Below are 24,650 nucleotides of genomic sequence, written 5' to 3'. Positions count from 1 at the left end.
GGTCACCTCGTCTCCTCTTTACGCTCCTTAGCTCGAAGTTGGCCACACGCTGCATCAATATCATGTCCTTGTTCTCTTCTAGTTGTCACATTAACACCGTGCTTTTTAAGCGTATCTTCAAATAGTTTGATTTGCTCTTTTGGTGTACGAACATAGTTTCTTTCAGGTACATAGTTAACTGGAATTAAATTAATATGACATTTTAACCCTTTCACTAATTGTGCAAGTTCTTCAGCATGCTCTACCTGATCATTTTCTCCACCAAATAACCCATATTCAAAACTCACACGTCGTCCAGTCTTATCTACATAGTACCTTACTGCTTCCATAAGATCTGGTAGTTTGTATGCTTTATTAATGGGCATTAGCTTCGTTCTCAGCTCAGTATTTGGTGCATGAAGAGAAATCGCAAAGTTAATTTGCAGCTTTTCATCAGCAAACTTATAAATTTTCGGAATAATTCCACTAGTAGAAACTGTAATGTGTCGCGCTCCAATATTTAAGCCTTTATCATGATTAATAATTTTTAAGAATGACATCATTTCATCATAATTATCAAAAGGCTCACCTATTCCCATAATAACTACATGACTGACACGCTCTTCAAATTCGTCAAGGGCTTGTTGAACTTTTACAACTTGAGCAACAATTTCTCCAGCTTCTAAATTTCTTTTTAAACCACCTAAAGTTGAAGCACAGAATGTACAGCCAATTCTACACCCAACTTGTGTCGTTACACATACAGAATTCCCATATTCATGTCTCATTAAAACCGTTTCAATAGAGTATCCATCATGAAGTTCAAAAAGAAACTTAATTGTCCCGTCTTTTGATGTTTGTTGAATTAAAGTATTTAATGTTGTTAAAGTAAAATTCTCACTTAATAGTGTTCTCAAGCTCTTTGAGAGATTTGACATATCCTCAAAGCTTGTTGCCCGCTTTGTGTAAAGCCATTCAAAAACCTGGTTCGCTCTGAACGCTTTTTCTCCATGTTCTTTTAACCAATCTTCAAGCTCATGAAGTTCCAAAGAATAAATGGATGGGTTGCTATTCTTCTCTAAGTTGTCTTTTTTAGTTCTCGTTGCTTTTGCTTGTTCCAATTTTAACCCTTCTTTCGTAAACATACTATATAAAATCCGTCTGTTCCAAAGTAATGTGGTAACAGTTGTACTTCTCCATCCTTAAAATATGGATGAAGCTTTTCAGGAAAATGATGAATTGCACCCTGATCAAGTTCAAACTCAGGATGATGTTTTAAAAATGATTGAATAACATCCGTGTTTTCTTCTCGGTCAATTGTACACGTACTATAAACTAACACACCATTACTTTTTAATAAAGGGGCAACAGCATGTAAGATATTTTTCTGTAACTCTGCAAGCTTTAGAACATCCTCAGGAGATTTTGTATATTTTATATCCGGCTTTCTTCGAATAACACCAAATCCCGAGCATGGCGCATCTACTAAAATTCGGTCAAACTTATTTTTCTCAAAACGGTCTCCTGCAAGTCTACTATCTAAAGCCTCTGCTTGAATATTTGTTAAATTAAGTCGTTCTGCTTGTTGTTTAATTAGCTTTACTTTGTGCTCATGAAGATCCAATGAGTGAACAGTACCTGTTCCTCCCATTCTTTCAGCTATATGAGTAGACTTTCCTCCAGGAGCAGCACAAGCATCTAAAATTGTTTCACCAATTTGTGGATTCAGCGCTCTTGCAACCAGCATTGAACTTTCATCCTGAATTGTTAAAAAACCTTCAGAGAACGCATCAGTCAAGGCAAGGTTTCCTTTTGTCCCTTTAATTGCATCAACTGCAAGATCACCATGTTCTACACTTACTCCATTTTGATTTAATGTCTTCATTAGTTCATCAACTGTCATTTTTGTTTGATTTACTCGCGCAGTTTGTGATGGTGGTGTTAGATTAGCTTCACACATTTTTTCTGTTTCTTCATACCCATACTGATCTATCCACTTTTCTACTAACCATTTTGGGTGACTCGTTTTAATCGAGAGTCTTTCAACAGAATCAGCAATCTGATTTATATCTGATAAACCCTCTCTTTGGAGCGATCTTAGTACACCATTGACAAAAGAAGAAATTCCCTTATGTCCTCTTTTTTTAGCAATTTCTACTGCTTCAAAAAAAATGGCTCGCTCCGGTACACGATCTAGATAAACCATTTGATAAACTGAAATGCGAAGCAAAATTCTTACCCACGCATCGATTTTTTTTGTTTTCTTTATAAAGTTCTCTAAATAATAATCAAGGGTATCTTTTCGTTGTAAAGTTCCATATACAATTTCAGTTAACAAAGAAATATCCTTTGTATTCACTTGATATTTCTTAATCATAGAATTTAAAAGTAAGTTACTGTATGCTTGATTTTTTTCAATTTGAAGTAATGTTTCAACAGCCACATCACGTACGGTCATTTTGTTTTTCATCTTCATCGCCTAATTTCTCACCAACTGTCATTGTGGTACCTCTTAAATAATCTTCCCCACGCATTCTTTTTTTACCTGAAGGTTGTAACTCCATTATTTTTATCGCAGTATCATTTCCTGTTGCAACAACAATCCCATCTTGGTCAAATCCAATAATCGTTCCTGGAGTAGATTCATTTTTATTTACGACCTTCTCACTCCACCATATTTTTAGTGGTTGATTTTGAAAGCTAGTAAACGCAACTGGCCATGGGTTAAGTCCTCTTATTTGGTTATATATTTCCTCTCCAGGCTTCGTCCAATCAATCTTTTCTTGTTCCCGTTTAATATTAGAAGCAAAAGTAGCTTTAGAATCATCCTGCTTTTGTGGTACTATTTTCCCTTCTAATAATGGTGGAATAGTATCTATTAAGAGCTTAACTCCTGCTTCACTAAGCTTGTCATGGAGAGTACCTACTGTATCTTTTTCATCAATTTTAACTTCAGCTTGTGTTAAAATATCACCAGCATCCAGCTTTTCAGCCATATACATGATGGTAATACCTGTTTTAGTTTTTCCTTGTAAGATTGAATAATGAATTGGTGCTCCACCTCTTAATTCTGGTAACAGTGAAGCATGAACATTAATACATCCATGTTTAGGGGCTTCTAAGAGCTCTTTAGGTAAAATTTGACCAAAAGCAGCTGTTACAATTAAATCTGGTTCCAATTCCAAAACAGTTTCAACTTCATGACGAATTTTTTCTGGTTGAAGAACTTTAATATTATGTTTCTCTGCTTCAACTTTAACAGGAGGAGGAGTTAATGTTTTCTTCCTTCCTTTTGGACGATCAGGTTGAGTAACAACTCCTACAACATTATAAACCTCTTCAACCAGTCTTCTTAAAACCGGAACAGAAAAATCAGGTGTTCCCATAAAAACAATTTTTGTCATTACGTTCATCCTTCCGCACTTTCAAGATCTTCTTCTTCTAAATATTTTTCTACTTTTGATGTAAATAAAATTCCTTCTAAGTGATCCATTTCGTGTTGAATGGCACGAGCAAGAAACCCTTCAGCCTCGATTACTTTCACTTTTCCTTTACGATTATATGTACTAACTTTTACATAATCCGCCCGGCTTACTTCGCCAAATAAACCTGGAAAGCTCAAACATCCTTCAGGACCTGTTTGCTTCCCGCGTTGCTCTATTATTTCAGGGTTAATTAACTCAATTGTCCCGTGGTGATCATCTATATCAACAATCGCAATTTGTTGAGAAATGCCTATCTGTGGTGCAGCTAAACCTACCCCATCATTTTCTATCATGGTATCGTACATATCACCTAAGAGCTTTGTCAATTTTTTATCAAAAACTGTTACTTTGTCACACGGCCTTTCTAATACTTCATCCGGAAACATAACAATCTGTTTTACAGCCAAAAAAATTCCTCCAAACGTTTACAGATCTTTATAAAATCTAATTATGTATGGAATGGTAAAAACAGAGTATTCCTGAATTCAACCATTCGGATATTCCTTAAAATAAAATATATAATTCTTGATGATGGCTATTTATAGCTAAGTAAGTAAATCTTACATCATTGTGTTTGGACTTAAATCTATCGTAATCGCTAGATCATCTGAACTCATCTCTTGCTGAAAGTGATCAATGATTTTGCGTAAAGTCTCATGTAAGTTGTTTTCCCGTTTGTATTTTACCATGCATTGATATCGATATCTATCTTTGATCCTTGGGATAGGTGATGCGACTGGTCCGAGGATTTTTGTCGTATTCGATAAATTTCTGTTTAAGTACTGAACGATTTTTTCCGTTACAGCAACTACTTTTGTAATTTCAGGATGAGAAATTGTTATAAGTGTTAAATAATAATAAGGTGGGTATGCATGTGATTTTCGAAGAAACATTTCTTGTTCATAAAAAGCATCATAATCATATTGACTTGCTAATTGGATACTATAATGTTCTGGTGTATATGTTTGAATGATAACTTCACCAGGAAGCTCATGTCTTCCTGCTCTCCCACTTACTTGTGTTAACAGTTGAAATGTTTTTTCAGACGCTCGGAAGTCAGGTAAGTGCAGCATTGTGTCGGCAGTTAGAACTCCAACTAAGGTTACATCTGGAAAATCAAGGCCTTTTGCAATCATTTGTGTACCTAGTAAAATATCCGCTTCTTTATTCCCAAACTTTGTTAATAATTTTTCATGAGCTCCTTTTTTCCCAGTTGTATCAACATCCATTCTGATAATCCGAGATTCTGGTAACACTTTAACCAATTCTTCTTCAACTCTTTGTGTACCTGTTCCAAAAAATCTTATATGTTCACTTTGACATTCCGGACAAACATTTGGCATATGCTCTTCATGTCCACAATAATGACATTTAAGTTGTTGTCCAAATCTATGGTAAGTTAGGGAAATATCACAGTGTGGGCATTGAATGACAAATCCACAGTCACGACACATAACAAACGAGGAGTAACCTCTTTTATTAAGAAATAGGACTGATTGCTCTCCCTTTTCTAGTCTTTCAGTTAACTTTTCTATTAAAGAGGTAGAAAACATTGAACGATTTCCATTGCGTAATTCTTCTCTCATGTCAACAATATCAACAGCTGGCATAGATCTTTTATTCACACGCTCTTTTAAAGAAAGAAGCTTGTACACACCTTTTTGAGCACGAGCAAATGATTCTAACGTTGGTGTTGCACTCCCTAGCACTACCGGACAACGGTGGTTTCTAGCCGATAAATAGCAACATCTCGAGCATGATATCGAGGATTCTCCTCTTGCTTATAACTTGATTCATGTTCTTCATCAATAATAATCATACCTAAGTTTTCAAATGGAGCAAAAATTGCCGACCTGGCTCCTACCACTAATTGAACTTCTTTACGCTGTATTTTTCTCCATTCATCATATTTTTCTCCTGTTGAAAGTCCACTATGAAGAACAGCCACTTTTGAACCAAATCTTCCTTTGAATCTATTTACCATTTGTGGTGTGAGTGAAATTTCTGGAACTAGGACGATCGCTTCTTTTCCATTTTTCAACACTTCTTCAATCGATTGAAGATACACCTCGGTTTTCCCACTTCCTGTTACCCCATACATTAGAAATACATGATGTTCGTTTTCTTCTATTGAAGATAAAATTGGCTTAATCGCTTGCTGTTGTTCATGATTCAATAATAGCGCATTTGTTTTCTTGAATTCACGGTCTTGATAGGGGTCACGATATACCTCTTGATATTTTTCACTTAAAATTTCTTTTGCAATCAATGCTTTAACAGAGGCATCTGATACGTTCGTTGCTGCTAGTAAATCTTGTAAAGTTATAGTCTTCACTTCGTTATCTTTAAAATATTGCAGCACTTCTAATTGCTTTTTAGCGTTAACAGGTATGTTATTCATCTTATCTTCAAGCTCGGAAAAAGAAACATTAAGATTAATCATTTTAATTCTTTTTTTATTTCCCTTTTGTTTTACTTTATAGATAAGCTCCACATACCCATTTTCAATATCTTTTTGTATCGTTTTTAAAGAGACAACTTGTTCGATCTCTTTAAAATCAACTTGACTTTGTTTTTGAAAGAACGGTTTTAATTGATCAGAAATATTAAGAAGGTGTTCATCTTGTGTTAAAGATAACACTTTTTCATATTTCGCTTTCATAGCGGCTGGTAGCATGGCTTGAAAGGCAGAGATCTTAAAACATAGTGTTTTTTCTGTTAACCAGTGACCAACTTGTAATAGCTCTTTTGTTAGACAAGGCGTTAAATCCAGACATTCAGTAATCGATTTTAAACGTTTAAAATCAGAATGTTCTTTTGTCTCAACTACAAATCCTTGAATCTTTCTTGGTCCAAAGGGTACAACGACCCGCATACCTGGTGTTAAAAAGCCTTGCCACTCTTCAGGTATTTTATAATCAAAGGACCGATCTGTTTGCATTGAAGGAACATCAACGATTACACTCGCATACTTCATCCATTAACATCCTTTAACATGTCTTTAACTTTTAATAATAAGTTCTTAGCCACTTCTTTTTTGGACATAAGTGGAAGTTCCATTTTGTTTAAGAATTTATCATAAATTGTAACAATATTTGTGTCTGTTCCAAACCCGGCTCCTTCCGTTGTGACATTATTAGCCACAATTAAGTCAAGGTTTTTAGTTGCCAATTTCTTTTTGGCATACACATCAAGATCATTTGTTTCTGCGGCAAACCCTACTAACAATTGATGTAATTTTTTTTGTCCTAGCTCTTTAAGGATGTCTGTTGTTTTAGCAAGTTCAATTGTTAAATTTTCACTTTGTTTTTTTAGCTTTTGCTCATGTATGCTTATTGGTCGGTAATCTGCCACAGCAGCTGACTTAATAACAACATCCATGTTTGGATAACGTTTCATTACTTGCTCATACATTTCTTGAGCTGATTCAATGTTAATTGTTGTAACATTTGGTGGTGGTGTTATTGAAGTCGGTCCTGTTATTAGAGTTACATTTGCTCCAAGCTTTGCAGCCTCCTCAGCAATTGCATAGCCCATTTTACCTGTAGAATGATTCGTAAAATATCTTACGGGATCTACCTTTTCTCTCGTTGGACCTGCAGTTACCATTATGTTAAATCCACTTAATGGTATTCCAAATTCCCTTTGTTCAAAAAAATTAGTTAACAAAGAGACTATTTTTTCCGGTTCTTCTAATCTACCTTTCCCGACATATCCACAAGCTAAAAAACCTTCACTAGGCTCAATAAAACGGTATCCAAAGTCATAAAGTGTTTGGATATTTTTCTGTACTGCTGGATGGTCGTACATATGTACATTCATTGCTGGGGCGATCCAAACATTTGCTGTGGTAGCTAATAATGTTGTCGTTAACATATTATCTGCTATACCATTAGCAAGTTTCCCAATAATATTTGCAGTCGCTGGGGCAACAAGAACAAGATCTGCCCAATCAGCAAGATCTATATGAGCAATAACCTTTGAATTTTTTTCATCAAAAGTGTCATAATACACATCATTTCTTGAAAGAGCTTGAAATGTTAAAGGTGAGACAAACTCAATGGCTGAATCACTCATAATGACTTTTACTTCTGCACCAGCTTGTACTAATTTACTAGTTAATGCCGCAGCCTTATATACAGCAATGCCTCCACTTACACATAATAATATTTTTTTCTTGATAACATGACTCCCCCACCTACTCACATCATTTTATTATTTAAATTGTTAGGTTGAAAAATATCATACACCCTGAAAAAAATAACAACCTAATTCTAGGTTGTTATCATATAAACAATTATTTTTCAGTTCGTTTGTAATTTAAAAGTCCAGCATTAATTTCTTCAAGGGCTTTACCAACATACTTATATGAAACCGGCTTTACGATCTGTTGATCACTTAACTCCTGCATTTCACGAGCACGTTTAGCTGCAACTGTTACCAACGTGTACTTAGAATCTAATTTATTCATTAAAACATCAATAGATGGATATAACATATTATTCAACCTCCAGAATTTTTTTATATCTAGGTGCTACTCGTTCACGACGGCAATGTTCTGCTGTAACAATCGCTTTTATTCGATCACAAGCAAATAAAACATTATCATTTTCTACGACATAGTCATAGGCATCCATCATGATAATTTCTTCCTTTGCTACCTTCATACGATTGTTAATAAGTTCTTCTGACTCGGTACCTCTTGTAACTATTCTGTTTTTAAGCTCATTTAAGCTTGGTGGACTTAAAAAGATAAAAAGTCCTTCAGGGAATGCATTTCTTACCTGTAAGGCACCTTGCACCTCTATTTCTAAGAACACATCTTTACCCTCACTCAATGTTTTTTCTACATAATCAACTGGTGTACCATAATAGTTTCCTACGTATTCTGCCCATTCAAGCAACTTATTTTGAGTAATTAAATCTTCAAATTCCTCTCGAGATTTAAAGAAATAGTCAACTCCATCCACTTCTCCTTCACGTGGTTTTCTCGTTGTCATTGAAATGGAATATTCAAATGCTGTATCCTCTTGTGAAAATAACTCTTTTCTAACCGTTCCTTTTCCTACACCTGAAGGCCCTGATAGGACGATTAATAATCCTCTTTCTTTAATCAATGCTTCTATTCCCTACCCTTCATCTGATACCTCATCTTTATTTGAAAGCCTTTGAGCAACTGTTTCCGGCTGAACAGCAGAAAGAATAATATGATCGCTATCCATAATAACAACTGCTCTAGTCCGACGGCCATATGTAGCGTCAATTAACATACCTCTGTCTCTAGCGTCTTGAATAATTCTCTTAATTGGAGCTGATTCAGGACTAACAATGGAAATAATTCGATTAGCGGAAACAATGTTTCCAAAACCGATATTAATAAGTTTAATGCTCATAAATATGCTCCCCCTGGTTATAGACAAAACTATTTTTGCCTTTTAAGCCCTTTTATAATCAATGGTTATTAAACCTATTCAATATTTTGAACTTGTTCCTTCAATTTTTCAATAATACTTTTTAATTCGACAACATTTTTTGCAATTGCTCCATCATTTGCTTTTGAACCAATTGTGTTTGCCTCTCTATTTAACTCTTGAACAATAAAATCCAATTTTCTGCCAACTGGTTCTTTTGTTTGCAGCGTTTGCTTAAATTGATGAACATGACTATGTATTCTAATGATCTCTTCGCTAATATCTACTTTATCAGCAAAAAGGGCCACTTCTGTTAATATACGTGTTTCATCAATCTTACCTGATACAAATTCAAAAACACGTTTACTTATTCTTTCTCGATATTGGTCCACCACAAGAGGAGCCATATTTTGAAGGTCAGCATTAATTTCAGCCAGCAAATCCAACCGCTTATTAATATCAAGAGCTAGTTGTTCACCTTCTACTTTTCTCATATCAGCTAATTGCTTTACAGCTACTTCGGCAAGTTGAATTAATTCATCTTCAACCTCATCGCTCGACAATGCTTCCTCACGTATTTCCATACCTTCTCCTAGGGAAAGAATATGATTTAAAGAAAGATCATCATTGATGGAGAACCGTTTTTTTATTTGCTGTAATGATTCAGTATATTGATCTAACAAACCCCAATCAATATGAATGGTTTTAGATGACTGTAATTCACCCTCGAGGTTAATATAAACCTCTATCCGTCCCCGGCTTATGTATGTTGATATAAGTTTTTTTATTTTATCTTCAATACTTAGTAATTGCTTTGGCATTTTAATATGAATATCCAGAAAACGGTGGTTAACCGACTTCATTTCAACCGTAAAAAGGCAGGACTGTATCTGACCACTTGAACGGCCAAAGCCAGTCATACTTAGTACCACTATGTATCACATCTCTTTCTCATACGAACTTATGGGTCCTTCAGCTTTTTTAACCTAGTATTGATTCAGGGTAGGAGTAATTATATTTACGGGCAGTATAACCCGTTTAACGCATTATGTATGTACAATTGCTAACAATACCACTAAAATAGATCATTAAAAATGTAAGATAGCTCTGTATAATAAAATATCATGTATATAAACCAACAAGCAAAGGGGATGACTTTGTGGGTCACCCCCTTTTAGGATTATAACATAGTCTAAGCTGATTTTCTTGTTAAAAGTGACCCCGCAAGTAAAAAAGTTGGAATTGCTGACATTCCGAGTATCAATAACCAATCTCTCGCAAGTATAGGCAATGTATGGAAAATTGGTTGAAGCGGTGGATAATAAATGACAACCATCATAAGCAGGATTGATGAAATGACAGCTCCGATTAAATATAAATTCCCAAAAGGATTACGTTCAAAAATAGACTTTTCACTTCGACAATCAAATACATGAATCAATTGTGCCATAACTAAAGTTGCAAATGCTATAGTTTGTGCGTATGCAAGGTCATCAGGATTTCTGTAATAAACAATCATAAAGGCTGCTAGGGTTACAATACCTATTAAAAAGCCTCGGGATATTACTTTCCAGCCTAAGCCTCTAGCAAATACACCTTCTTTAGGGTGTCGCGGCTTACGTCTCATCAAATCACCTTCAGGCTGATCTAGGCAAGAGCCATCGCTGGCAGACCATCTGTTACTAAATTTACCCAAAGAATCTGAATTGGGACTAATGGTAAAGGAAGAGCTAAGATCATGGCAAATAGCATAACCAATATTTCACCGACATTTGATGCGAGAAGGTAACGAATAAACTTTCGTATGTTTTCATAGATATTACGGCCTTCTTTTATCGCAGATTTAATTGTGGCAAAGTTGTCATCTACTAAGACAAGTGATGAAGCTTCTTTGGCAACATCTGTTCCTGTAATCCCCATGGATATACCTATATCTGCCGCTTTAATAGCTGGAGCATCGTTTACCCCATCCCCGGTCATCGCAACAATATGTCCTCGATTTTGTAATGCTTTTACGATCTTCAGTTTATGCTCCGGTGATACTCTTGCAAAAACATAGACATCATCAACAATGGTTTCTAGTTCATCAACAGACAGATTGGATAACTCTTTCCCTTCCATTACTTTCCCATTATGAGGAAGAATGTTTAATTGCTTAGCAATTGCTTTTGCAGTTATAACATGATCTCCTGTTATCATCACCGTTTTTATTCCAGCATCACGACATTCTTTAACAGCCTGTTTTACTTCAGGACGAGGCGGATCAATCATGCCCTGTAAACCAATAAACACCAAGTCTTTTTCTGCTTCAAAGCTTGAGTTAATTTTATCAGTTGATTTTAATGGCTTGAAGGCTACAGCAATAGTTCGTAATGCTTGAGAAGCCAGTGATTCAATTGCATGTTTTACTTTCCCTTCATACTTGCTGTTTAAAACCTCTTGTCTTTCATTCCATAATATATTACTGGAAACACCTAGTAACACATCAGGAGCACCTTTTGTGACAACAAAACGATTACCTGATTTATCCTTAACAACTACACTCATCATCTTTCTTGTAGAGTCAAACGGAAATTCGTCCACAACTTCAAAATTTTTCTGTAAGGTTTCGCGCTTAATTCCAGCTTTCATAGCAGAAACAACAAGCGCACCATCTGTTGGGTCTCCGTCTAAACGATACTGACCCTCGCTTTCAATTATTGAAGCGCTATTACATAAAGAACCAAATGTTAATATTTGTTGAAGAGTTCTTGTATTATTTACATCAACCTGTTGATCATCATATAAAAATTCACCGTGTGGGTGATATCCCGTTCCAGATACATTCCAAACCTTATCACCAGACCAGATATGTGTTACGGTCATCTTGTTTTGAGTCATTGTTCCGGTTTTATCGGAACAAATTACAGAGGCACAGCCTAATGTTTCAACAGCTGGAAGTTTTCGAACAATTGATTTTTGTTTGATCATTCGTTGAACCCCAAGAGATAGAGCTACTGTTACAATAGCTGGAAGTCCCTCAGGAATGGCTGCAACTGCCAATGAAACACCTGCTAAAAACATATTATAAAGATCATGTCCCTGTATTACACCAATTCCAACAACTAGAACTGTTAAAGCTAATGCAACAACAATGAGAATCTTCCCTAGCTGCTCTAGACGTCGTTGAAGAGGAGTTTCCATTGTTTCTGCATTTTGCAGAAGATCTGCAATTTGTCCCATTGCGGTATTCATACCGGTACCTATAACAACACCTATTCCGGATCCTCTTGTAATAAGAGTTCCCATAAAGACCATATTCGTTAAATCACCTAGTCCAACTTCTTCACCTGCAATAGGTTGAGTTGATTTTTGGACAGGAAGTGATTCTCCTGTAAGGGCAGATTCTTCAACTTCTAGACTCTTCGTATCTAGTAATCTCATGTCAGCGCCAATTCGATCACCACTCGAAAACTTGACAATATCTCCCGGCACTAACTCTTTCGATAAAATTTTCTCCCATTGCCCATTTCTTAACACATTCACTTGTGGTGCAGATAATTCTTTTAATGCTTCTAATGATCGTTCTGCTTTTCTTTCTTGAAAGAAGCCTAGTACGCCGTTGACAACAACGATGGCTATAATGGCAATAGCATCAATATATTCGCCTAACAGTCCTGAAATGAGTGTCGCGGCTAATAAAACAAGAACCATAAAATCTTTAAATTGACTTAAAAATATAATTATAGCTGATGGTCTATCAGCCTCTTTTAATTCATTTAATCCAAACTTCTGGGTTCGCTTTTGTACCTCCTTACTTGTTAATCCTGAATCTCCGTCCGTATTAATGGAATCCATCACTTCATCTGATCTCATCTCATGCCACTTCATGAATCACCTACACACCCCTTTAAAACAAAAAAATTTTCGAAGTCTTTTGCATTTATTGCAAAGTTCAACTTGTACTTGTCTAGCCTATAAGACAACTTATTCAGCCTCGTCCTAAAACATGCTATAATCATTTAGAAAAGTTATTTAATTTGAAAGGTTTCACTAATTATTTGCTACCCTAGAGTTAATTGTGGTAAATGATTTAACAGTCTTATAAGACGAAACCGGAGGATCGTAACCGAGAAGAATTTACTTATACACCTTGCGTGTTTACAAAAAGGAGTTTGTGCCATGTCTTTTGATGGTTTATTTACATATGCAATTACTGAAGAACTAAAGAGCGTATTATTAAACGGAAAGATTACAAAAATCCATCAAATCTATAAATATGATCTTATTTTCCAAGTAAGGTCTGCAGGAAAAAACCATAAACTTTTCCTATCTGCTCACCCTAGTTATGCTCGAATTCATTTAACGAACGAGAGCTACGAAAACCCTAGTGAACCCCCAATGTTTTGTATGCTTTTGAGAAAGCATTTAGAAGGTGGAGTCATCGAAAAGATTGAACAACCTGAGATGGAAAGAATCATCATTTTTGATATTAGAAGCAGAAATGAGCTTGGTGACATAACCATAAAAAGACTTATGGTTGAAATAATGGGAAGACATAGTAATATCATACTTGTCGATAAAGATCGCGAAATGATTTTAGATAGTGTAAAACACCTTTCACCAGCGGTTAATCGCCATAGAACGGTATTACCTGGTCATCCGTATGTATTGCCACCTGGCCAAGAAAAAGTGAATCCTCTGAGCGTTGATGAAGATTTACTTCTAAAAAAATTAGATTTTAATGCTGGAAGAATTGATCAACAGCTTGTACAAAATTTTGCGGGAATTTCCCCGTTATTCGCCAAAGAGGTCACCTTTCGCGCTGGATTAGTAAATCGCAAAACACTACCGAATGCTTTTTTAGATATAGTATCAGATGTAAAAGAACATAAATTTGAACCTACTATATATGAACTAGATAATCGTGAGCAGTTCTATATGATCCGCCTGGCTCATTTAACAGAAGCAAAAACAAAGAGTTTTTCAACTATCTCTGAAACATTGGATCGGTACTATTACGGAAAAGCTGAACGTGATCGAGTGAAACAGCAAGGAAATGACTTAGAGCGATTTATGGTTAATGAAAAGAAAAAGAACGAAAAGAAAATCAAAAAACTCACAGCCACTCTCGACCAAGCTGAAAAAGCAAATGAATTTCAATTATACGGGGAATTGATTACGGCAAATATTTATGCAATTAGCAAAGGTGATAAACAGGCTGAAGTGATAAACTACTATGATGAAGAAAACAATATGATTACCATTCCATTAGATGTTCAAAAAACTCCTTCAGAAAATGCTCAGAAGTACTTTTCGAAATATCAAAAGGCTAAGAATTCGGTGGAAGTGGTTCATGAGCAAATTGAAATAGCAGAACGTGAAATTGACTATTTTGATAGCCTTATTCAACAGATTGAGTCTGCTTCACCCAAAGACATCGAGGAGATTCGTGAGGAATTAATAGAGGGAGCCTACTTAAAACAAAGACAGTCTAAAAACATAAAAAAGAAGAAATCTCAAAAGCCAGTTCTTGAGCATTACTCTTCTTCAGATGGTACTGAAATTATTGTTGGTAAAAACAATAAACAAAATGAGTATTTAACAAACAGATTTGCTGCCCGTGATGACATCTGGTTACATACCAAAGACATCCCTGGATCACATGTTGTGATACGAAGCAGTAATCCATCAGAAGAGACAATACTGGAAGCTGCCAATATCGCTGCATACTTTAGTAAAGCTAAAAGCTCCAGCTCTGTCCCTGTTGATTTCACTGCCATTCGCCATGTAAAAAAACCAAGTGGCTCTAAGCCTGGTTATGTAATTTATGATCATCAACAAACTGTTTATGTAACTCCAAACGAAGATTTAGTATTTCAACTTCGTAAGGGGTAATAGTTGAAAAGAGCGTTGATCTATTCAATGCTCTTTTTTCTATGACTATCAATTAGATAATGTATTTTGTAAAATCATACAAATTCACTCTTGATTTTGATAAGATTAGATTTGCATCATTTAACGAGAGGAAGGGAACATCTTGAAAAAAAATATAGCCTATCTATCTATACTTTCAGGGGCAGCACTATGGGGATTGATAGGACTTTTTGTTACCTATCTCTATGAAGCTGGATTTACCCCAACTCATGTAGTGGCAATTCGTGCATTATCCGCGTCTTCATTTTTGCTCATTTTTATTCTCATTAAAAATAAAAAAGCCTTAAAAATCAAATTCTCAGATAGTAAATATTTTATCGGAACCGGTATTATTAGTATCGTTTTTTTTAACTGGTGTTTGTTTCAATGTATGAAGGAAACGTCCATTTCTGTAGCAAGCATTCTATTATATACCGCTCCCGCGTTTGTTACGATTTTTTCAAGATTATTTTTTAAAGAAGTTCTAACATTGCGAAAAATTTCTGCACTTTTGATTACTTTTTTGGGTTGTACATTAGTTATTGGTCTGTTTCCATCCACAAGTCAATCAGTTTCCATTTATGGATTAATACTTGGGTTAGGTTCAGGATTTTTCTATGCCTTATACAGTATTTTTGGTAAGTTTGCACTTCAAAAATATTCTTCATTAACGGTTACAGTTTATACATTTATCTTTGCAGCACTTGCTATTACACCGGTAAGTGGGATATGGGAGATGGGGTATTTATTATCAAGATCCGATGTTTGGCTTTCCATTTTTGGACTTGGCTTATTTTCAACTTTATTTGCTTTTTTACTATATACGAAAGGTCTTGAAACGGTTGAATCAAGTCGTGCTTCCATCATGGCTACTGTTGAACCAGTAGTGGCCTCTCTTGTTGGCTTTTTCGTCTTTAAGGAAATGCTTAGTCTATGGCAATATATCGGTATATTCTTCGTATTAGTAGCAGTATTTATTGTCCAGGAAAAAAAACGAAAACCTACCGAAGACAGCCCTCTATAGCTAGTGAGGTTATATAATAATAAAAGGGAATGACTCTTAAACCGAGTACATTCCCTTTTATTTTCTCTGCTTTTTCTTTAATCTCTGTTCGTAGAGGTGATCAAGCTTTGCGATAAACTTGTCATCAAATTGATTAGACAAGTTTTCACAAATTTCTTTTGCAAGCTTTGAGGCTTGCACCATTAGTAGATACCGATAGGGAAAGTCTTCCCCTTTTAACAGACTTTGGAACAAGGAAGTTTCCTTTATCTACATTGCTTACTACATTAACTAGCTGAAACTTGTTTGCATTTTCTGCTACCCATTCGTTTATAGAAGGATGCTCAGTTGCGGCAATAATGATATGTGCATTTTCCAAATCACTAAGTTCAACTTCTTTTTTCACCCATTTTAAAAGGTTCTCGTCATGTAGATTCTCTATTTCTTTCACAACGTCAGGACTCACAACCGTAATTTCTGCCCCTTCCTCAAGAAATAAAGATAACCTTCTGTACGCAATTTTCCCGCCGCCAATGATTAAAACCAAACGATCTTTTACATCAATATGAAGTGGGAGCATGTTGTTTTCCTTTATGAAAGGTATACAAACCATCAGTATTTTCTATAGCTTCACGAACACGTTCAACAAATAGATCAAGTAAAATCGGGTGAGGGCCTAAATACGAACATACCTCAACCTTTCGATCTCCCCAATTATATTGTTTGACAGTATGATCAATTTCCTTCTTTAACAATCCGGTAAATATTAAATAAGGAATGATGAAAAGAGATTGTTCATCTGAATTGAAAACATCTTCAATCATTTGACTAAATTTAGGCTCAGCAGCTGTTAAAAAGCAAGTATGGACCTTTTTAACACCTGATTTATTCTGAAGAAAATCTGCAATTTGGTTCAAGTCATTTACTACATCCATGTCGCTGCTTCCTCTTCCGACAAGGATTGCCGTTCTGGAGCTATTAGTTGGTGATTTTTCATTCATTTTATCAACCAGCATGTCCGCTAAACGTAGATCAACACCAATTGGTTTTCCGTAGGTAACACGAACTGATGGAAAAAGTGATGAAACATGCTTAACTTCTTCTGGAATATCACTTTTAGCGTGAGCAGCAGTTAATAAAAGTAAAGGAATCACGGCGATGTCTGTCGCACCTTGACTAACACAATTTTTAAATCCTTCCTCAATAGAGGGCTCGGCTAGCTCTAAAAAACACACTTCCTGGATTTCCGCATTTATTCTTGGTTTAACCTTTGAAATAAATTCAATGGCTTCTTCACGAGCTTTTGGTACTCGACTTCCATGACAAACATATAAAACAGCTTGTTTCATAGTAATAGAGCCTCACTTTGTGCATTTTTTGCAATTACTTCTTCATACCAACTTAATTTTTCTCTTAAAGAAACAACCTCACCTACAATAATCATGCTAGGGTTCGTTATTTTTTCTTGTAACACACGTTGAAAAATGTTTTCTAATGTCCCTGTTACCGTGCGTTGAACATTAGTTGTCCCCCAGTGTATAACCGCAACCGGTGTTTGAGAATTTTTCCCATGCTTCATTAGTTGTTCCTGAATATAAGGTAAATTGCTAACACCCATATAAATAGCTAATGTATCAATTCCCTTCGCAAGGGATTCCCATTTCGTATCCTCATCAATACCGTCTCTTCGATGACCAGTAACAAAAGCAACACTACCGCTTAAATCCCGATGTGTTACTGGAATTCCTGCATATGCTGCTGCGGCAACACCTGAAGTGATCCCTGGTATGATTTCATAGGGGATATGATGTTTAGCTAAGGCTTCAGCTTCTTCTCCTCCCCGACCGAAAATAAACGGATCGCCACCTTTAAGCCTTGTAACGATTTTTCCACTTTTAGCATATTTAACAAGAAAAGTATTAATCGTTTCTTGTTTCATTGTATGATAGTTAGGTAGCTTCCCACAATAAACAAGCTCACAATCTTCTTTAGCATGTTTTAAAATTTCTTTATTAACTAAACGATCATAAAGAATAATATCTGATTTTTGAATACATTTTAATGCCTTAATCGTAAGCAAATCTTCATCTCCAGGGCCTGCTCCCACTAAAAAAACCTTCGCCATGCATTCTCCCCCCTTTTCTAGTTGCGTATTGTAAGGTATTAGATATCATCAAATGAAAGTAATAGCAATTGGAAATCACCAATTGCTATTACTTCTCACTATTTATTTTCTTGAATGAACCCTTTTTCAACAAGGAAACTTACGATTTGTTTAACAGATTGTTCTATGTCTTGGGTTTCTGTGTCAACTATTATAGCAGGGTTTTCAGGTTCCTCATATGGTGAATCAATACCAGTGAAATGTTTAATTTCATTGTTTCTTGCCTTTTTATATAATCCCTTAGGGTCACGTACTTCACATTCATCTAACGAACACTTTACATATACTTCGAAGAATTCATTTTCCGAAAGAATGTCCTTTACTTGCTGGCGATCTTCCCTGAATGGTGAAATAAACGCTGTTAACACAATTTGCCCACTATCAACAAACAGCTTTGACACCTCACCAATTCGGCGAATATTTTCTTTGCGATCTTCATCCGTAAAACCTAAATCTTTATTTAAGCCATGACGGATATTGTCCCCATCTAACACATAAGTTTGAATATTATTTTCAAACAAGTATCTTGCAAGGGCATTTGCAAGGGTTGATTTCCCCGACCCTGAAAGGCCAGTAAACCATAAAACATAGCTTCCGTAATTATTTTTCTTTCTTCTCTCTTCTTTTGTGACAGATGCATCATGCCACACAATGTTATTTGCAGCCATTGTTGCTACCTCCTTATGCATTTACCGTTTCTTTCATACCTCTAATTAAAACTTCTACAACCTCTTTGCGGCTGAATGTGCTAGGAGGTAATTCACCATTACGAAGCATTTCACGTACTTTTGTACCTGATAAAATAACTCGGTCTTCTTTACCATGTGGACATGTTTTTGAAGAAGCCATACCTTCACATTTTATGCAATAGAAACTATGCTCAAAGAACATTGGTGTAATTCCTAATTCATCTGCAGTAAAATTAGAAAAGATAAGTTGTGCATCATATGTTCCATAATAATCGCCTACACCAGCATGGTCTCTACCAACAATAAAATGTGTACAACCATAATTCTTACGAACTAAGGCATGGAAAATCGCTTCACGCGGTCCAGCATATCGCATAGCAGCTGGGAATACAGCTAAATGTACACGATCTGAAGGATAATAGTTCTTTAATAAAACCTGATAGCTTTCCATACGAATATGTGCTGGAATATCATCAGATTTTGTTTCCCCTACTAATGGATTTAAGAATAAACCATCTACAGTCTCTAATGCTGTTTTCTGGATATATTCATGAGCACGGTGAACAGGATTACGCGTTTGGAAGCCTACGATTGTCTTCCAATTTAGTTCTTCGAATTTAGCTCTTGATTCTTTAGGATCAAGATAGAAATCTGCAAATTTCTTTTCCGGACGATGAACTAATGTTACCTCTCCTCCAACATAAACATTACCACGGTCAAACATTTTCTTAACACCAGGATGTGCAAGATCATCTGTACGATAAACATTAACTGCCTCTTTTTGTTTATCAGGAGTATAGATATCCGAAACCTTAATTGTGCCATATGTAACTTCATCAAGCACAAGGCGAACTTCATCACCAACTGCTAAAGTAGATGCCTTCTCTTCTGATACTGGTAATGTAATAGGGATACTCCATACCACTCCATTTTTCAGTTTCATATTCTCTACTACAGACTCATAATCTTCTTGAGTTAAGAACCCTTCAATTGGTACTGTAACCACCTATAGAAATTAGTTCAAGATCACTTAGAGAGATTGCATCTAGTTCAATTTCTTTCTCAATATGTGATACATCTGTTCCTAGTGATAATTTTTGAATTAATGTTCCTCCATGTGGAAGTAAGCTCATTTTCATTTCCTCCAATTAAAATGTAATAGACCAAAATTATTAAACTGATTGATTCTTATATAAATCCAATCAGTTTAATAGGAATAATAGTTATATTCCTCCACCTTCTTCGTGTACAGCACGTTTTTCTTGTTTGCTTGCTTTCATTAAAGTGTTTGCGCCAATTGTAGCTAGCAAAAGACTCGCTAATACAAAAATTGTATATAAATCACTTTCTATAAACAACTGCACTAAGAAGTAACTCATCGTTAGTGACACAAGTGGAGAAATTAACCATACCATAAGCATATTTTTTACGATTTTTTGTTGAAAGATGTTTGACCCAGATTTCGCAATACCAATTCCTAAAATCGACGAGGTCGTAATTTGAGTAAGAGGCACGGGTATTCCAAAGATGGAAGCTACAATAACAAGTGTAGCACCAGTACCAGAAATCAAGACACCTTCAATTTTTGAGAAGCTCGTTATTTTCTTACCGTTTGTCTCTAAAACACGTCTCCCTAAAAGCAGAGCACCTAGAGCAACAAACACTCCTCCAATTAATGTTCCTTTTGAAACCGTTAGAATACCAGCACTTACAAGTGGTCCAACAGCATTTGCCACGTTATTCATCCCCGCTGAAAATGCTTCAAAGAAACCAGCAAATATAAGTAAATATGTGATCACCTTTCCTTCAAAGCTATACTTTTGAGTCAGCTTAAAGGAATGAAGGATTTTTATAAAAAGAAAGGCAATGGCAAAAGCAACGATCGGAACAATAATCCAAAACATAATGATATAGAGTAAATTATTAACATATAAGGCTTGGTACGCTATACCAACACCAACTACAGATCCCACCGTTACCTCACTTGTAGAAAGTGGTATTCCTAAAAGATTGGATAAGAATAAGGAAAAAGTAGCTGAAAAGAGGATAATAACAACCATTTTTATCGATATAAGCGATGATGGAATGATTCCAGAACTTATTGTTTTGACAACTTCTCCACCGCCAATAACAGCTCCTAATATGACCCCTATCCCACATAATATAAGCGCATTTCTCGGTCGTAAAATCGCTCCTGAGCCATATGCAACCCCCATTGAGGCAGCTGCACCGCTCGCCCCAATGTTCATTGCAAAAAAGAAGCTAATAATGATGGCAATGATTTCTAACATGATTATATCCTCCTATTGGTGGAGGCCACATTCTGTTTTCATTTGCCCTGACCATCTACCTGATCTTAAATCATTTTCATCAAAGGCAGGCTTTGTACAATGAAAACAACCGATACTTGGATATCCTCTATCATGAAGAGGGTTATAGATTAAGTCATTTTTATGAACGTATCTCCAAACATCCTTCCACGTCCAATGAATAAGCGGGCAAACCTTTACTGAATGAAAGCGTTCGTCCTTATTAATATAATTTACATTCTTTCTTGTTTCAGACTGTTCTCGTCTTAAACCTGAAATCCATGCTGTTGCACCATTTAATGTTTCAGTTAGAGGAACAATTTTGCGGATGTTACAGCATTGATTAGGGTTTGTTTCCCATAATTTATCACCATATTGCTCAGCTTGTTCTTCAAGTGTTAATTTTGGCTTTTTTAATTCAATATTTAATGATGGATATTTTTCTTTTACCTTATCAATTAATTCATACGTTTCCTTAAAATGTACATCTGTATCAAGGAAAACGATCTTAGCATCTGGTTTCACTTTAGAAATTAAGTCAATTAGAACGATCCCCTCAATTCCAAAGCTACAAGCATATACAACCTCTTCACCGTAATGGTCATATGCCCAATTTAAAACATTAAGTGCACCTTTATACGTTTCATCAACTTCAAATGAATCAGTTTGTTCAGTCCAGTTTTCATATGTTAACATACGATTCACCTCTTTCTCTCATACTACTCAACTCGGAATTATAATCCCGTTTATTCACACATTAATACTCGGGATTAAGTGTAAAACCTATTAATATAGTATGAATTATACACCTTATCTGTGATTTGACAATACATTTACTAGATTATTTTTATTAAAAATTTTAAACTTTGTGATCGTATAAAAAGCCTTACTATTACTGTCCCAGCATTTTTTACTCACACCTACTATGATAATATGCTATTTGATTCAAAATTTTAACACAATTATAACAAATGTCAACCCGAGTTTACTTATCGGATTAATAATTTTTATTCAATATCTTAAATTCTTATAATAAATCATAAAAGCAAAATCATATACATAAACTTGTACTATTTAATAGAAGGTGTAAGGAGGATTGTTATGTGGGAGATCGTGGCTAATATTTGTTTAGTCTTCATTGGTTTTTATCTATTTTGTCTCAGTATCGCTCATATATTTATGTACAAGCCAAGTAAAGAACTATTGAATCAGTTAAAAGCTGTAAGGCATTCCTTCATTTTTGCTATCCTTGGTATAGCAGTATGGAGCTTATTAAAAAAGGTGAAAATTCCTGAACGTTTCATTTATCCAAGCTACTTAATCGTATTTCTAATTATTTCATTTAGTTCCTTCTTTCTAATTATATCAAACATTTAAAAGCGCCTTTTTATGTATCCTTCCACGTTAATGAACGTTATTTGAGCATACGATAAAAGACGCTTTTTTCCTTAGGTTTATTTGTTATACATCAAGCCAGCGTTCAGAAGATGGATCTTCTCTCCACATTTTTAATTTACTAATGTCCTGCTCTGTTACATAACCTTCTTTAGCAGCAACCTCAACTAGAGTGTTATAGTCACATAACGATTGTGCTTTAATATTCGCTTCTTCCAGTTTTGATTTTCCAAGTGCAAGATCATATGTAAAAATCGCTACGATCCCTAAAACCTCACAGCCTGCTTCACGAAGAGCTTCAACAGCTGTAATGGCACTTCCGCCAGTTGAAATCAAATCTTCCACAACCACTACCTTCTGGTTTTGCTTAACTTGTCCTTCAATTTGATTTCCTTTACCATGTCCCTTTGCCTTGCTTCGAACATAAACCATTGGTAAATCCATTTTATCACTTACCCATGCAGCGTGAGGGATACCTGCAGTTGCAGTCCCTGCGATCACTTCAACCTCAGGGTAATGCTCTTTTATTAGATCAATAAGACCTTCAGCTATTTGAGTACGAATAGAAGGAAATGATAATGTAAGACGATTATCACAGTAAATTGGTGACTTTAATCCACTAGACCAAGTGAAGGGGTCATTTGGTTGGAGATAAACTGCCTTAATTTCTAATAGGTTTTTTGCAATCGTTTGTTTCATTCCTCTGATTCCTCCCAAGCTTTTTTCACTTTTAAGTATGCCTCATATGGATTGTCTTGTTTTGTTATGCTTCTTCCTACTACAATAGCTGTCGAACCTAGACGACGTGCTAGGTCTGGACTAGCTATTCTAGTTTGATCATCTGTCGAATCTTCCTTCATCCGAATTCCCGGTGTGACAGTCATAAAAGAAGATCCAAGCTTTGCATTTAATGTCTCTACTTCATGAGTAGAACAAACCACGCCATCTAAGCCGCTTTCTTTTGCCATTTGTGCATAATGAAGAACAACATTATTGATATCTTCATTAATTAATAGCTCTTTATGCATCATATCTTGAGAAGTACTAGTTAACTGAGTAACAGCAATACATATTGGTCTTTTTTTACCTTCTTGAGTTCCTGCCTCAAGTCCTTCAATAGCTGCTTCCATCATTTTCTTTCCGCCTGCAGCATGCACATTGACAATGTCCACATCAAGCTTGGCTAACCCACGCATTGCTTGTTTAACTGTATTCGGAATGTCGTGAAGCTTTAGGTCTAAAAAGATGTTGTGGCCAAGTTTTTTAAGATAAGAAATAATCTCAGGACCTTCCTGATAAAATAATTCCATACCTACCTTGACAAATAACTGTTCTTGTTGAAAGTGCTGTAAAAATTCTTTTACCTCTTGCTGATCTTTAAAATCAAGAGCTATAATGAGCGGTCTTTGCATCAGCCTTCCAACTCCTTCCGATACATTCCGTAACATGTTCAAAACCAAGTTCATTTAATCTTGCTGGCAACTGCTCGATAATTTCCGGGCATACAAATGGATTAACAAAATTAGCAGTACCAACAGCAACAGCACTTGCTCCAGCATATAAGAATTCAATCACATCATCAACGTTTTGCACGCCACCCATGCCAATGATCGGAATCGATACAGCTTGACTTACTTCATAAATCATACGTATAGCTACTGGTTTAATAGCTGGACCTGATAACCCACCAGTTTTATTTGCAATAACTGGCTTACCTGTTTTAAGGCCAAGTCTCATTCCTATTAAAGTGTTAATCATTGTTAAACCATCAGCACCTGCATCTTCAATAGCTTTTGCCATTTCAACGATGTTCGCAACGTTAGGTGATAATTTTACATAAACAGGTACAGCTGATACCTCTTTCACAGCTTTTGTTAACTGTGCTGCAACTTCAGGAATTGTTCCAAATGCAATGCCACCTGTTTTTACATTAGGACATGAAATATTTAATTCAAGAGCATGTACATTGTTTGCCTGACTGATCTTTTCTGCGACATATACATAGTCCTCAATTTGAGAGCCTGCTACATTTGCGATAATCGGAACATCATACTGCTCAAGCCAAGCAAGCTCTTCTGAAATGACTTTATGAACACCGGGGTTTTGTAGTCCAATAGCATTTAACATGCCTGCTTCTGTCTCAGCTACACGAGGAGTAGGATTACCAAATCGGGGCTCCTGTGTACTGGCTTTAATCATTATTGATCCAAGCTGACTCAAGTCATAAAACTTACTATATTCTCTACCAAAGCCAAAGCATCCTGATGCAGGCATGATAGGATTTTTAAGTGACAAACCGGGTAAGTTGATGTCTAGCATG

Annotated in this window: 21 protein-coding genes and 3 pseudogenes; 3 read left to right on the top strand and 21 right to left on the bottom strand. The window is 35.7% G+C overall.

The features are described from left to right. Nucleotides 1-2 precede the first annotated feature (2 nt). From rlmN to MVE64_RS23285, 11 genes and pseudogenes are all read right to left on the bottom strand, one after another. Complete coding sequence (rlmN, locus tag MVE64_RS23335) at nt 3-1,100, bottom strand: dual-specificity RNA methyltransferase RlmN (protein ID WP_247341630.1); 1,098 nt, start codon at nt 1,098-1,100, stop codon at nt 3-5. Nucleotides 1,101-1,102: 2 nt separating this feature from the next. After that, nucleotides 1,103-2,455, bottom strand: a complete 1,353-nt coding sequence (rsmB, locus tag MVE64_RS23330; protein ID WP_247341627.1) for a 16S rRNA (cytosine(967)-C(5))-methyltransferase RsmB — start codon at nt 2,453-2,455, stop codon at nt 1,103-1,105. Next, the gene (fmt, locus tag MVE64_RS23325; protein ID WP_247341624.1) at nt 2,424-3,383 is read right to left on the bottom strand and encodes a methionyl-tRNA formyltransferase; all 960 of its coding nucleotides are present in this window, start codon (nt 3,381-3,383) and stop codon (nt 2,424-2,426) included. The genes rsmB and fmt overlap by 32 nt, the downstream gene beginning before the upstream one ends. A gap of 5 nt (nt 3,384-3,388) precedes the next feature. Next, on the bottom strand, nt 3,389-3,871 hold the full coding sequence (gene def / locus MVE64_RS23320; RefSeq protein WP_247341621.1) for a peptide deformylase: 483 nt from the start codon (nt 3,869-3,871) through the stop codon (nt 3,389-3,391). 153 nt (nt 3,872-4,024) lie between these two features. Further along, nucleotides 4,025-6,441, bottom strand: a pseudogene (priA, locus tag MVE64_RS23315) (primosomal protein N'). Beyond that, on the bottom strand, nt 6,438-7,670 hold the full coding sequence (coaBC, locus tag MVE64_RS23310; RefSeq protein ID WP_247341619.1) for a bifunctional phosphopantothenoylcysteine decarboxylase/phosphopantothenate--cysteine ligase CoaBC: 1,233 nt from the start codon (nt 7,668-7,670) through the stop codon (nt 6,438-6,440). Before coaBC ends, priA begins: the two are co-directional and overlap by 4 nt. A gap of 91 nt (nt 7,671-7,761) precedes the next feature. Continuing rightward, nucleotides 7,762-7,962: a DNA-directed RNA polymerase subunit omega gene (gene rpoZ / locus MVE64_RS23305; protein ID WP_098796243.1), complete on the bottom strand. Its 201-nt coding sequence runs from the start codon at nt 7,960-7,962 to the stop codon at nt 7,762-7,764. Between the two features lies 1 nt (nt 7,963). Beyond that, a complete protein-coding gene (gene gmk, locus MVE64_RS23300; RefSeq protein ID WP_098796374.1) occupies nt 7,964-8,578 on the bottom strand; it encodes a guanylate kinase in 615 nt (204 codons plus the stop codon). Between the two features lie 15 nt (nt 8,579-8,593). Continuing rightward, entirely contained in the window at nt 8,594-8,857 is a 264-nt protein-coding gene (remA, locus tag MVE64_RS23295) for an extracellular matrix/biofilm regulator RemA (protein WP_098796242.1), read from the bottom strand. A 74-nt stretch (nt 8,858-8,931) separates the two neighbouring features. Then, on the bottom strand, nt 8,932-9,795 hold the full coding sequence (locus tag MVE64_RS23290; protein WP_345740718.1) for a YicC/YloC family endoribonuclease: 864 nt from the start codon (nt 9,793-9,795) through the stop codon (nt 8,932-8,934). A 272-nt stretch (nt 9,796-10,067) separates the two neighbouring features. Then, nucleotides 10,068-12,745 (bottom strand): annotated as a pseudogene (locus MVE64_RS23285) (calcium-translocating P-type ATPase, SERCA-type). A gap of 291 nt (nt 12,746-13,036) precedes the next feature. Between MVE64_RS23285 and MVE64_RS23280 the strand changes: the two are divergent. Both MVE64_RS23280 and MVE64_RS23275 read left to right on the top strand, forming a co-directional pair. Beyond that, nucleotides 13,037-14,752, top strand: a complete 1,716-nt coding sequence (locus tag MVE64_RS23280; RefSeq protein WP_247341583.1) for an Rqc2 family fibronectin-binding protein — start codon at nt 13,037-13,039, stop codon at nt 14,750-14,752. A gap of 142 nt (nt 14,753-14,894) precedes the next feature. Next, nucleotides 14,895-15,794: a DMT family transporter gene (locus MVE64_RS23275; RefSeq protein WP_247341581.1), complete on the top strand. Its 900-nt coding sequence runs from the start codon at nt 14,895-14,897 to the stop codon at nt 15,792-15,794. 145 nt (nt 15,795-15,939) lie between these two features. Here the strand turns inward: MVE64_RS23275 and MVE64_RS23270 are convergent, their stop codons facing one another. The 7 genes and pseudogenes from MVE64_RS23270 to MVE64_RS23240 all read right to left on the bottom strand — a co-directional run bounded on the left by MVE64_RS23270 (nt 15,940) and on the right by MVE64_RS23240 (nt 21,631). After that, complete coding sequence (locus tag MVE64_RS23270) at nt 15,940-16,353, bottom strand: precorrin-2 dehydrogenase/sirohydrochlorin ferrochelatase family protein (protein ID WP_247341579.1); 414 nt, start codon at nt 16,351-16,353, stop codon at nt 15,940-15,942. Beyond that, on the bottom strand, nt 16,334-17,122 hold the full coding sequence (locus MVE64_RS23265; protein ID WP_247341577.1) for a sirohydrochlorin chelatase: 789 nt from the start codon (nt 17,120-17,122) through the stop codon (nt 16,334-16,336). The genes MVE64_RS23270 and MVE64_RS23265 overlap by 20 nt, the downstream gene beginning before the upstream one ends. Next, a complete protein-coding gene (gene cobA / locus MVE64_RS23260; protein ID WP_247341575.1) occupies nt 17,119-17,898 on the bottom strand; it encodes a uroporphyrinogen-III C-methyltransferase in 780 nt (259 codons plus the stop codon). Before cobA ends, MVE64_RS23265 begins: the two co-directional genes overlap by 4 nt. Before the next feature lie 98 nt (nt 17,899-17,996). Further along, nucleotides 17,997-18,605, bottom strand: a complete 609-nt coding sequence (gene cysC / locus MVE64_RS23255; protein ID WP_098796234.1) for an adenylyl-sulfate kinase — start codon at nt 18,603-18,605, stop codon at nt 17,997-17,999. Between the two features lie 13 nt (nt 18,606-18,618). Then, nucleotides 18,619-19,759 (bottom strand): annotated as a pseudogene (gene sat / locus MVE64_RS23250) (sulfate adenylyltransferase). Between the two features lie 90 nt (nt 19,760-19,849). Further along, the gene (cysP, locus tag MVE64_RS23245) at nt 19,850-20,917 is read right to left on the bottom strand and encodes a sulfate permease (protein ID WP_098796232.1); all 1,068 of its coding nucleotides are present in this window, start codon (nt 20,915-20,917) and stop codon (nt 19,850-19,852) included. Nucleotides 20,918-20,929: 12 nt separating this feature from the next. Continuing rightward, the gene (locus tag MVE64_RS23240; protein WP_098796231.1) at nt 20,930-21,631 is read right to left on the bottom strand and encodes a phosphoadenylyl-sulfate reductase; all 702 of its coding nucleotides are present in this window, start codon (nt 21,629-21,631) and stop codon (nt 20,930-20,932) included. Between the two features lie 405 nt (nt 21,632-22,036). On the opposite strand from MVE64_RS23240, the gene MVE64_RS23235 reads away from it, so the two are divergent. Next, the gene (locus MVE64_RS23235) at nt 22,037-22,312 is read left to right on the top strand and encodes a hypothetical protein (RefSeq protein ID WP_247341573.1); all 276 of its coding nucleotides are present in this window, start codon (nt 22,037-22,039) and stop codon (nt 22,310-22,312) included. A gap of 84 nt (nt 22,313-22,396) precedes the next feature. Here MVE64_RS23235 and pyrE read toward each other — a convergent pair whose 3' ends face one another. From pyrE to MVE64_RS23220, 3 genes are read right to left on the bottom strand one after another with little or no spacing between them, the layout of a single operon-like run. Then, nucleotides 22,397-23,029 carry an orotate phosphoribosyltransferase gene (pyrE, locus tag MVE64_RS23230; protein WP_247341571.1) on the bottom strand — a complete coding sequence of 211 codons (633 nt, stop codon included), beginning with the start codon at nt 23,027-23,029 and terminating at the stop codon, nt 22,397-22,399. Then, nucleotides 23,026-23,742 carry an orotidine-5'-phosphate decarboxylase gene (gene pyrF, locus MVE64_RS23225; RefSeq protein WP_247341569.1) on the bottom strand — a complete coding sequence of 239 codons (717 nt, stop codon included), beginning with the start codon at nt 23,740-23,742 and terminating at the stop codon, nt 23,026-23,028. Before pyrF ends, pyrE begins: the two co-directional genes overlap by 4 nt. Beyond that, the gene (locus tag MVE64_RS23220) at nt 23,714-24,649 is read right to left on the bottom strand and encodes a dihydroorotate dehydrogenase (protein ID WP_247341567.1); all 936 of its coding nucleotides are present in this window, start codon (nt 24,647-24,649) and stop codon (nt 23,714-23,716) included. The genes pyrF and MVE64_RS23220 overlap by 29 nt, the downstream gene beginning before the upstream one ends. Nucleotide 24,650 lies beyond the last annotated feature (1 nt).

The organism is Metabacillus endolithicus, assembly GCF_023078335.1.
Classification (GTDB): domain Bacteria; phylum Bacillota; class Bacilli; order Bacillales; family Bacillaceae; genus Metabacillus; species Metabacillus endolithicus.
The sequence above is the reverse complement of the archived record's forward strand: the minus strand, read 5'-3'. Positions and strand labels throughout refer to the sequence as shown.

Bases quoted from the DNA above. Each gene is read 5' to 3' on its own strand.
- rsmB (WP_247341627.1), bottom strand. From the start codon at position 2,455: ATGAAGATGAAAAACAAAATGACCGTACGTGATGTGGCTGTTGAAACA.
- fmt (WP_247341624.1), bottom strand. From the start codon at position 3,383: ATGACAAAAATTGTTTTTATGGGAACACCTGATTTTTCTGTTCCGGTT.
- rpoZ (WP_098796243.1), bottom strand. From the start codon at position 7,962: ATGTTATATCCATCTATTGATGTTTTAATGAATAAATTAGATTCTAAG.
- remA (WP_098796242.1), bottom strand. From the start codon at position 8,857: ATGAGCATTAAACTTATTAATATCGGTTTTGGAAACATTGTTTCCGCT.
- MVE64_RS23290 (WP_345740718.1), bottom strand. From the start codon at position 9,795: ATGACTGGCTTTGGCCGTTCAAGTGGTCAGATACAGTCCTGCCTTTTT.
- MVE64_RS23280 (WP_247341583.1), top strand. From the start codon at position 13,037: ATGTCTTTTGATGGTTTATTTACATATGCAATTACTGAAGAACTAAAG.
- MVE64_RS23270 (WP_247341579.1), bottom strand. From the start codon at position 16,353: ATGCTCCCACTTCATATTGATGTAAAAGATCGTTTGGTTTTAATCATT.
- MVE64_RS23265 (WP_247341577.1), bottom strand. From the start codon at position 17,122: ATGAAACAAGCTGTTTTATATGTTTGTCATGGAAGTCGAGTACCAAAA.
- cobA (WP_247341575.1), bottom strand. From the start codon at position 17,898: ATGGCGAAGGTTTTTTTAGTGGGAGCAGGCCCTGGAGATGAAGATTTG.
- cysC (WP_098796234.1), bottom strand. From the start codon at position 18,605: ATGGCTGCAAATAACATTGTGTGGCATGATGCATCTGTCACAAAAGAA.
- cysP (WP_098796232.1), bottom strand. From the start codon at position 20,917: ATGTTAGAAATCATTGCCATCATTATTAGCTTCTTTTTTGCAATGAAC.
- MVE64_RS23240 (WP_098796231.1), bottom strand. From the start codon at position 21,631: ATGTTAACATATGAAAACTGGACTGAACAAACTGATTCATTTGAAGTT.
- MVE64_RS23235 (WP_247341573.1), top strand. From the start codon at position 22,037: ATGTGGGAGATCGTGGCTAATATTTGTTTAGTCTTCATTGGTTTTTAT.
- pyrE (WP_247341571.1), bottom strand. From the start codon at position 23,029: ATGAAACAAACGATTGCAAAAAACCTATTAGAAATTAAGGCAGTTTAT.
- pyrF (WP_247341569.1), bottom strand. From the start codon at position 23,742: ATGCAAAGACCGCTCATTATAGCTCTTGATTTTAAAGATCAGCAAGAG.
- MVE64_RS23220 (WP_247341567.1), bottom strand. From the start codon at position 24,649: ATGCTAGACATCAACTTACCCGGTTTGTCACTTAAAAATCCTATCATG.